This window comes from Synechococcus sp. R6-7 (assembly GCF_047461695.1).
Lineage (GTDB): Bacteria > Cyanobacteriota > Cyanobacteriia > Thermostichales > Thermostichaceae > Thermostichus.
This window is the reverse complement of record NZ_JANSHS010000001.1, coordinates 1-8,985: the sequence shown is the minus strand read 5'-3', so window position 1 is coordinate 8,985 and position 8,985 is coordinate 1. Positions and strand designations below refer to the sequence as shown.

Here is an 8,985-nt window from a genome sequence, read left to right as displayed (position 1 = left end):
CAGGGTTTTGGGGGTTAGAGGCATGCTCCAGTCGCCGGCCATTTCTGGCGTCGCCTCCGGGTGGATGTAGGCGGGCTTTTCTCGGCGCGGCAGTTGCCCAGATACCACCAAATGGGCCAGCGTATCGCAAATAACTCGGGTGGCCATTAGAGCTGTGATATCGCTAATGTCGTAGGGGGGAGAGACTTCCACCACCTCCAGGCCACAGATCGGTGCTTCCCGCACAATGCGCTTGAGCAAGTAGAGCGCTTCCCGCGGCAGCAGCCCACCCGGCTCTGGCCAGCCTGTACCGGGTACAAAGCCGGCATCGATGCAGTCGATATCGAAGCTGATGTACACACAATCGGTGCCGTCTAGGGCTTTTTCGAGGGCGAAATCGGCGGCTGCATCCAAGCCCATTTCGGTGATGTCGGTAACGGTGAGGATGTGGGTGGCCCGCTCCCGGCACACCTTCACCCCTTGCCGTGGCACTTGCCAGCCACCAATGCCCAGTTGCACCAGGTTGTGGGCCGGTGCGTTGCGGATGTTGGTGGCATGAAACCAAGGCTAAGCCTCGACTCATTGTTGCCAGCCGGATAGGGAAAGCCTCGCTTCTTTGGCCAAAGCCGCTTGGGCTTCGGTAGAAAAGCCGTTATTTGCGTTCGATTCGGTGGTCATGGCTGGGATCCCCCATTAGGTGGTGTATTCGGCGTTGATGCGCACGTAATCGTAGCTGAGATCGCAGCCCCAGGCCACGCCCTGGCCGGATCCCTGATGGAGATCCACGGTGAAGGTCACCGGATCCCCTTTCAAGTACTCAGAGGCTGCCTTGCGATCGAAAGCCAGGGGCATTCCCGCCTGCATGAGCAGAAAATCCCCCAGACGGATATCCAACTGGCGGCTGTCGAAGGGGATCCCGGCTCGGCCGGCGGCGGCTGCCACCCGTCCCCAGTTGGGATCGTTGCCAAAAGCTGCCGCCTTCACCAAGGGAGAGCTGGCGATCACACGGGCCATATGCCGGGCTGCCCCATCATCCACAGCCCCACACACCCGAATTTCCAGCAGCTTGGTAGCTCCTTCCCCATCGCGGGCAATGGCCTTAGCCAGATGAATGCAAACTTGGTTGACCATCTCCGCCAAAGTCTGGGCAGCTTCTGTGCCGGCTTGCAGGGTTGGGATCCCACTTTGGCCGTTGGCCAGGGCCAAGAGCATGTCGTTGGTGCTGGTATCCCCATCCACCGTGATTTGGTTAAAGCTGAGGTCAGCAGCTTGCTTGAGGATCTGCTGCCACAGGCGGGGATCCACAGCCGCGTCGCAGGTTAAAAAAGCCAGCATCGTGGCCAAGTTGGGGTGGATCATGCCGGATCCCTTGGCAATGCCCCCGACCCTGACGGTGTACCCGTCGATCTCAGCTTGCAGGGCAACGCTTTTGGTCACCAAGTCGGTGGTGATGATGGCGCGGGCGGCGCTCTCCCCCCCCTCTGGAGAGAGGCTGTCGATAAGGCCAGGCAGGGCTGCTTGGATTTTCGGCATTTCCAGTTGTCGCCCGATGACCCCTGTGGAGGCCGTGAGCACCTGATGGGCCGGGATCCCCAACCGTTCTCCCACCCAGAGAGCCAGTTGGGCGTTGTTGCGCTCTCCTTCTTCTCCGGTACAGGCATTGGCTTGCCCGGCATTGCAGAGGATGGCCCGCACCGGCTGCTGTTGGGCGAGGATCCCTTGGTTGTAGGTAACACAGGCTGCTTTGACCTGATTGGTGGTAAAAACGCCTGCCCCAACCGCATCGCACTCGGAAACGATCAAAGCCAGATCCGCAGCTCCTGAGGGCTTGAGGCCAGCGGCCACTCCAGCGGCTCGAAATCCTCGCGGGGCTGTAACAGCACCTGCAACCGGTTTAAATGGGGATCCCATGTGTTCCTTGGCCAGAGGGTGGTCGGCAACATCATACCGACTTGCTGCTCCGATTTGGGTCATCGCAAGCTTTCCGTGAGAAACTCTCTGGAAACCGGTTCTGAGGGAAAGAGTTGTAGTTACGCCTACCAAGCAGAGGCGGCAGAGAGGGTTATTTTGAAAGTGTGTGCTTCCTCTGCTCCGGGAATTGCCAGCCATGCCCACCCCTGTCATTACCCTCAACCATGTCAGCAAGGTCTATTCCAATGGCACGGTGGCTTTGCAGGACATGAATATGACCATCCAAGAAGGGCAGTTCGTTAGCTTGGTGGGGCCATCCGGCTGTGGGAAAAGCACAGTGCTACGGTTGGTGGCAGGTCTGGGGCATCTGACCACAGGCTCTATCGAATGGGGGCAAAATCTTGAGAAGGATGCTCCCCAAGGGGAACCCAAGTTGGCCTTTGTGTTTCAGGAACCGGCCCTTATGCCTTGGGCGACGGTGATGGACAATGTGGGGCTACCCTTAAAGTTGGCAGGTGAGCCCAAGCCAAAAGCCAATCGAGATGTCTTGGAAGCTCTGCAACTGGTGGGCCTGCGGGGGTTTGAGCGCAGTTTTCCCCGCGAGCTATCGGGCGGCATGCGCATGCGGGTTTCCATTGCTCGCGCCCTGGTAACCAAGCCCCAAGTGTTGCTGATGGATGAACCCTTCGGAGCTCTGGATGAAATCACCCGCAGCAAGTTGAACAGCGACCTGTTGGAGCTGTGGCAAGAAAAGCGCTGGACGGTGATCTTTGTTACCCACAACATTTACGAGGCCGTCTACCTGTCCAACCGCGTGGTGGTGATGGCGGCTCGCCCAGGGCGGGTGATAGCCGATATTCCCATCGATGCGCCCTATCCCCGCTCGGAAGACTTTCGCACCTCTTCCCTTTACAACAACTACTGCCGTGAAGTGTCGGCCCGTCTGCACGAGGCCATGCACGGCTCAGCTCAGGATCCCCCCTATTTGCGCCCCCTCTCTGCTGGACGTTTGCGCTGATGGGATCCCTGGCTTAGCGGTGTTCTCTCTGTTGCGTAAGTCCCTTGATGCCCCAACCTCACGATATGTTCGACCTGTTTGTCCAGCTTCTCGAGCCATGGCGCCGTTGGCTGGGATCCCTTGTTGGCTTGGGGGAGAGCTGGCCTCTCCATTGGCCAGATTGGTCTCTGCCCAAGCTGACCGGCGCAGTTGGAGAAAAACTCGGATCCCAACCCACGGATGAGGCAGACATACCGAGTGCCGGCTCAGGGGTGCCTGCAAAGGGGTTGAATCTGGGCCGTTGGTTCAACCTGGAAGTGATTGCCCCCCTTATCGTCGGGATCCTCTTCTTGGTGGGCTGGGAAGTGGCGGTGCGGGTAACGGGAGTGCCCCACTACCTCTTGCCGGGGCCGATTTTGGTGGTGCAAACCCTCATCCGCGACTGGGGAACGCTTTTTCCTTCCCTGTTGATCACTGTGCAAATTACGGTGGTGGCCTTTTTGGCTGCCACAGTGTCGGGGCTTTTGGTCTCGATTGTGTTCACCCAGAGCAAATGGATCGAGCGCAGCTTTTTCCCTTATGCGGTGATTTTACAGACGATGCCCATTGTCTCCATCGCCCCGCTGATCATCATTTGGCTGCGCAACAACACCTTTGCTGCGATGGTGGTGTGCGCCTGGATTGTGGCTTTTTTCCCGATTCTTTCCAACACCACTCTGGGGCTGAACAGCGTCGATCACAACCTGCTCAACCTGTTCCAACTGTACAAGGCCAACCGCTGGCAAACGTTGATCTACTTGCGGCTACCCAGTGCCATGCCCTATTTCATGGGGGGCCTGCGCATCAGCGGTGGCCTCTCTTTGATTGGGGCGGTGGTGGCGGAGTTTGTCGCTGGTACTGGCGGGCAGCGGGCCGGGATCGCCTACCAGATCTTGATCTCCAGCTTCAACCTGCAGGTGCCCCGCATGTTTGCGGCCTTGATCTTGGTCACCAGCTTGGGGATCCTGATCTTTATTTCCTTAAGTGCTCTATCCGACAGGGTGTTGGGCAAGTGGCATGAGAGCGCTGTGCGCCGAGAGAACTGAAAAATTGAACTTTGGTGAAAATTAGGGCCCCCTCTCTAACATTTAGGGTCATTTGGATTCAAACTAGGACGCTGCACCCACCCCTAAAACGTTGAACGCACGCGGCCAAAGGCTTTTCTCAATAGCTCAGGCGCCTCACTCTAACCTGAAACGACTAAGTGCCTTGAATAGGAGCAGGTGGAAGGCGTCTTCTGGAAAAGTCCAGAGATATCGCTGCGCTTGCTGTCGGCGGCTATCTCAGATGCTATTTTTGGGTTGCTATCGGAGGGGGATGAACTCAGTGCGGCCAATGATTTGCTGGCCTTGATCCGAGAGCGCGTAGTTGATGAAATCGGCCACCACAGGGCTGGTTCTTTGAGGTGCCACCAAAAACACATTCCGCGCCAAGGGGTAGCTGCCCCTCTGAATGGCCTCACGGGTGGGCATCTGGCCGTCGATGGGCACAATCCGCACCGTTTGCTGGTTTTGCACCTGATCGACAGTGCTGTAGGTGATGCCATCTTCTCCCAAAGCCCGCAGCAGCGGGGTGGTGACATCTTCTGTGGCGGTGGTGAAGTAGGGAGGGTTATCGGGAGCGAAGGGCAGCCCCAACAACACGAGTTCTTGGAAAACGCTGTAGGTGCCGCTCTGGGGGGCGCGATTGAGGACCCGAATCCGCCGATCCGGGCCGCCCACCTGGCTCCAATTGGTGATCCGACCCTGGAAGATATCGGCCAATTGCTGCAGCGTCAGTCCTCCTTTGTAGGGGTTGTTCACCCCCACCGCCACCGCCAGGGCATCTTTGGCCACCGGGATCGCCTGTAGACCCGCCTGCACTTCGCTGGCATTGAGGGGGCGGGAGCTAGCGGCCATCTGGATGCGACCTTCCATCAGGGCCTTCAGGCCGGCATTGGATCCATTGGGCTTGCCATCCGGGATCCCATAGGCGAGGGGAATGCCGGGGTTGCGCTGGGTGTAGCCTCCCTTCAGGGCCAAGACGATCCGGATCATCGTGACGCTGCCATCCATCTGGAGCACTACTGGGTTGGGCAGAGAAGTATCCAGATTAACGGCGTTGGCAGGCGGGTTGGGTACCTGGGCCTGAGGGGGGTTGGGCGCTGTTGGGGCTTGGGGCCGGGCAGCTGGAATCTGGCTGGGGATAGGAGGCGTGTTCTCTCTATTCAGGAATGAGTCCAACAGGCCGGAACGATAGGCATACCAGCCGCCGCCTCCCAGTATCGCGAACAAAAGAATGTAAACGATTGGAGGTGGGCCGGAAGGTCGTGCAGTCATGGGATCCCTCCTAAAGAAAATTCACGATCCAGACTTCTGAGACTTCCCCCCTCTGTTGTATCAGCTATCCACGCAGATTGGGTGAGCGACAGGTCAAGGCATATCTATCCGCCCATGGCCGCCTCTCGTCCCACCTCGCGCAGCTCAATTACGTCCGCACGGGGATCCGCCTGCACAACTTCCAACTCGATCCAAGCCCCCAGAGGAATCTGGCGTTCTAGGCGCACCGGCACCCGAAAGGCAATCTCATCCAGCATGGCCAGCACCAAGTTTTCCTGCTCGCGCAGGTAGCCCAAGACCAAGGCCCGCCAAGTTTGCCCCGGTCGCAGGCGCAGGTATTCGATGCTCCAGTAGCGCTTGGATTTCCGCTCCACCTGGTTGGCCTCTACGGTGCCCGGCTCAATCCCCAGCAGCAGCTGCTGCACATCCGCCTCCGTCAACGGCAAGGGATCCCCGCGCAAAAAGGCCTTGATCTGGTAGTGGGCCACCAAGTCCAGGTAGCGCCGAATCGGGGAGGTAACCTGACAGTAGGCCTCAAGCCCCAGCCCTGTATGTCGCCCCGGCTGGGTGGCTACTTCCGCCCGCGATAGACAGCGCATGATGGCAAAAGACCGAACCGGCCCCTGAGGGTACCTATCCAGCACTTCGGGTGGGGGTAAGTCGGGAGCCGGCTGCAGACGATAGGGCACCGGGATCCCATTTTGGCTGGCGAAGCGGGCCGCCACCTCGCCGGTGAGCACCATCATTTCCGCCACCATCTGCCGCGCAGGAGTATCCTCGATTACCCGGAGGTGGGGGATCTCGTCGATGACCTTGATATCTTGCTCCGGCAGGCCGATCTGAATGGCCCCCTGAGCCATGCGCCACCCATAACGCCACTGGGCCGCCCGGGCAATAGCCGTCAGTTGAGCCTCTGCCCCCAACTCCAACATTTCATCGGCATCTTCGTAGGTGAGGCGGTAGGTGACTTTGATCTGGCTGAGGCAAATTTCGGAATCCCGGATCTGGCCGTCGGATCCCAGGAGGATGCCAAAGCTAAGGGCAGGCCGCACCTCTCCCTGCACCAAGCTCATCGGGCCGGTGGACAACTCCGGTGGGAACATCGGGATCACCCGCTCCGGCAAATAGACACTGGTGCCACGCTTGCGGGCTTCCAAATCGAGGGGATCCCCCCACTGCACCCAACAACTGGGATCAGCGATGTGGATCCAGAGCTTCACCGCGTCATCCGACCAGAACTCGACGCTGAGGGCATCGTCAATGTCGCGGGTGCTGGCATCATCGATGGTGTAGGTGTGGAGGTGGGTGAGATCCTGCCGCAGGTGGGGATCCCAGAAAGAGGGAGGCTGGCTGAGCAGGGCTTGGGTGTATCGCTCCACCGCCTTCGGGAACTGGGTTGGGATCCCGGTGAGGCGCAGGGCCAGGTTCTCGTGGCGGCTCCACAGGCCCAGGGCCACCAAAGCTTCAAAAGCCCCCTGCGGAGTGTCAGGAAACCCCATCAGCTCCAGCAGTTGCGAGGCCCGTTCCCGATCCGACGGGTTGAGATTGGAAGAGAGATCCTCGTGGCTGCGAATGGCTGCCGCCGCTCCCTGTAAGGCCAGGCGTTCCAGCACCTCCAGGCGGGCCCGTTCGGCAGGAGTCCAGGGATACCCTTGACCGGGATGAGCCAGAGCCTCTCGCAGATGGGCCTCAAACTCTAGTTGTTCCTGCTGCCGTTGTTGGGCAACGGCCATTTGATGGAGGATCTCCTTCACCTGAGCCGGAGTGCGGGGTTCGTAGCTCTCCCCCTTTTGCTTGAAGTAGGTGCGATCCTCGCTCAAGAGGCGATAGGCGGCATAGGTAGAGACCGGGGAATCATCAGAAAACAACAGCCGAGCCATCTCCGCCAAGCTCAGGGGCTGACGCTCCTCCTGCACCAGTTCCCAGGCCAACGCCAAACTTTCGGGATCCAACTTTGCTTGCACCGCCTGCCAAAAGCCGGGAATGTCGGAAGCCGTGAAGCTGGATCCCCCGTTCAAAGCAAAGGTAATCTGGCGAGGGTGAACACTGTGAACCTGCCCGGAAGGCACCCCCAGCAGTAGGTTCTTCTTACCCTCAGTGCCCTGAACCACTGCCAACACACGGTCGTTATTGTAACGAAACTCCACCAGTGTGCCCTTTTCCACCCGTTCTCCCCATGTCGGCTGTCGCTAAAGCGCAGGCTTTCTTCCATTCTCCATCAGCTCTGCCCGCCTGCCTACCTGGAAACCCCGGCCAGAAGACATACGGGCACTTGAATAGGTAGCAGATGTTAGATATATCGGTACTTAAAGCATATAGGTAAGATATATCGGTACTTAAGCATATAGGTATGTGATATATAGACACACGAGATACAAATTTTTGGGTAGATTGCGGTTATGTGTTGGGCACTGCGATGCCAGAGCAGAGGCCAGCTCTGCTAGGTTTGTGGGATAGGGTTACCAGCCAGGGCTCCTAAATTCCGTAGAGATACTGTTGCCAGCATTTCGCAAGTGGATACTTCCACTTCTTCCATGTGTGATATCCTAGAGACTAGAGGTAAGGCACAGTAGGTAAGGCACAGTTACCATAGGCTGCTCCCCAATTGAGCAAGCAAAAGGGTGGTACTCAAGAGTCGTTTCCCTACAGTGAAGGTCACGGAAACATGAGATTCCGTATTTCTTCACCTAAAACTTTTTAGCTTAGCACTCAAAAGGTGAGCTGTGGACAACCCGAAGCGACTGTTGCTCATCGATGACGATCCGAACTTAATCCTGCTGGCCAAGGACTACCTAGAGTTTCGCGGTTATGAGGTGGTGGCGGCGAGCAACGGTCTGGAGGGGTTGGAAGCGATGCGCCATTTCACTCCAGACCTGATCATCTGCGATGTGATGATGCCGGAGATGGATGGCTACACCTTTGTGGAAACCATTCGCTCCAACAGTGCTACGGACTGGATACCTGTGATTTTTCTGTCGGCGCGTGGGCAGACGGCGGATCGGGTGCGCGGCCTGACCACAGGGGCAGATGTTTACATGGTCAAGCCCTTTGAGCCGGAAGAATTGGTGGCGCAGGTGGAGTCTTCTCTCAGACATACCGAGCGCCTGTTACAAGTGCAGGGCGCGGGCGTTCAACCCGTCATAAAACTGGATCGGGAAATTGAGCTGACGCCAACAGAAACTAAGGTGATCCAGTACGTGGCCAGGGGCATGTCCAACCGCGAGATTGCCGAAGTTCTTGGGGTGAGCCAGCGCACCGTTGAAAGCCACGTCAGCAACATGCTGGGCAAAACCGGCCTGCACAACCGCACAGAACTGGCCCGCTGGGCAATAGAAAGTGGTTTGGGCAAAAAACCGTTGTAATTCCCGCCACCCCTTTCAACGGCTGGAGAACTCTATCTCCTCGGCGCGATTGGAGATAGGGTAGTGATCGCACTTGAAGGGCAAGGTAACTGGGGTGGGCAAGTCTTTTCAAAAATTGGCGGGGGAGGATCTCCTGGCCTTGCCCCAACGTACATTGGCCGCCGATTTTCACTGCGTTACCCAAAAACTGGGTCTAAAGCCCCGTCCTTCCAGGACAGTTTTTGCCCTGTTGTTGTCATTTTAAACAGGAATGAAACATTTCCGTTGCATTGCTTCCTAGCTCCTTTCTCCCTCTGGGACAGGATCTAAAGGTGATTGTGGAAGCGGCGTGGAACGTTTGGGCAGCAGCGGGGGTGTCTCAATCTAGTTTGAAATGACT

The 8,985-nt window shown here is 57.9% G+C and carries 6 protein-coding genes and 1 pseudogene; 3 read left to right on the top strand and 4 right to left on the bottom strand.

The genetic code is table 11. From position 1 onward, the window contains the following. Positions 1 to 546 (bottom strand): annotated as a pseudogene (locus NW815_RS00035) (arginase family protein); the annotation flags it as partial. Positions 547 to 672: 126 nt separating this feature from the next. Continuing rightward, entirely contained in the window at positions 673 to 1,890 is a 1,218-nt protein-coding gene (gene argJ / locus NW815_RS00030; RefSeq protein WP_414415600.1) for a bifunctional glutamate N-acetyltransferase/amino-acid acetyltransferase ArgJ, read from the bottom strand. 196 nt (positions 1,891 to 2,086) lie between these two features. Between argJ and NW815_RS00025 the strand changes: the two genes are divergently transcribed. Both NW815_RS00025 and NW815_RS00020 read left to right on the top strand, forming a co-directional pair. Continuing rightward, entirely contained in the window at positions 2,087 to 2,908 is an 822-nt protein-coding gene (locus NW815_RS00025; RefSeq protein ID WP_414389998.1) for an ABC transporter ATP-binding protein, read from the top strand. 47 nt (positions 2,909 to 2,955) lie between these two features. Continuing rightward, positions 2,956 to 3,972, top strand: coding sequence for an ABC transporter permease (locus NW815_RS00020; protein WP_414390000.1), 1,017 nt, complete (start codon positions 2,956 to 2,958; stop codon positions 3,970 to 3,972). A gap of 258 nt (positions 3,973 to 4,230) precedes the next feature. Here NW815_RS00020 and NW815_RS00015 read toward each other — a convergent pair whose 3' ends face one another. Together NW815_RS00015 and NW815_RS00010 are read right to left on the bottom strand one after the other, a co-directional pair. Further along, a complete protein-coding gene (locus NW815_RS00015; protein ID WP_414390003.1) occupies positions 4,231 to 5,244 on the bottom strand; it encodes a phosphate ABC transporter substrate-binding protein in 1,014 nt (337 codons plus the stop codon). A 104-nt stretch (positions 5,245 to 5,348) separates the two neighbouring features. Then, positions 5,349 to 7,409 (bottom strand): ribonuclease catalytic domain-containing protein, encoded by a 2,061-nt coding sequence (locus NW815_RS00010; protein WP_414390006.1) that lies wholly within the window; start codon positions 7,407 to 7,409, stop codon positions 5,349 to 5,351. 558 nt (positions 7,410 to 7,967) lie between these two features. Here NW815_RS00010 and NW815_RS00005 point away from each other — a divergent pair. Further along, on the top strand, positions 7,968 to 8,606 hold the full coding sequence (locus tag NW815_RS00005; RefSeq protein ID WP_414390008.1) for a response regulator transcription factor: 639 nt from the start codon (positions 7,968 to 7,970) through the stop codon (positions 8,604 to 8,606). The last annotated feature ends 379 nt before the right edge of the window (positions 8,607 to 8,985 follow it).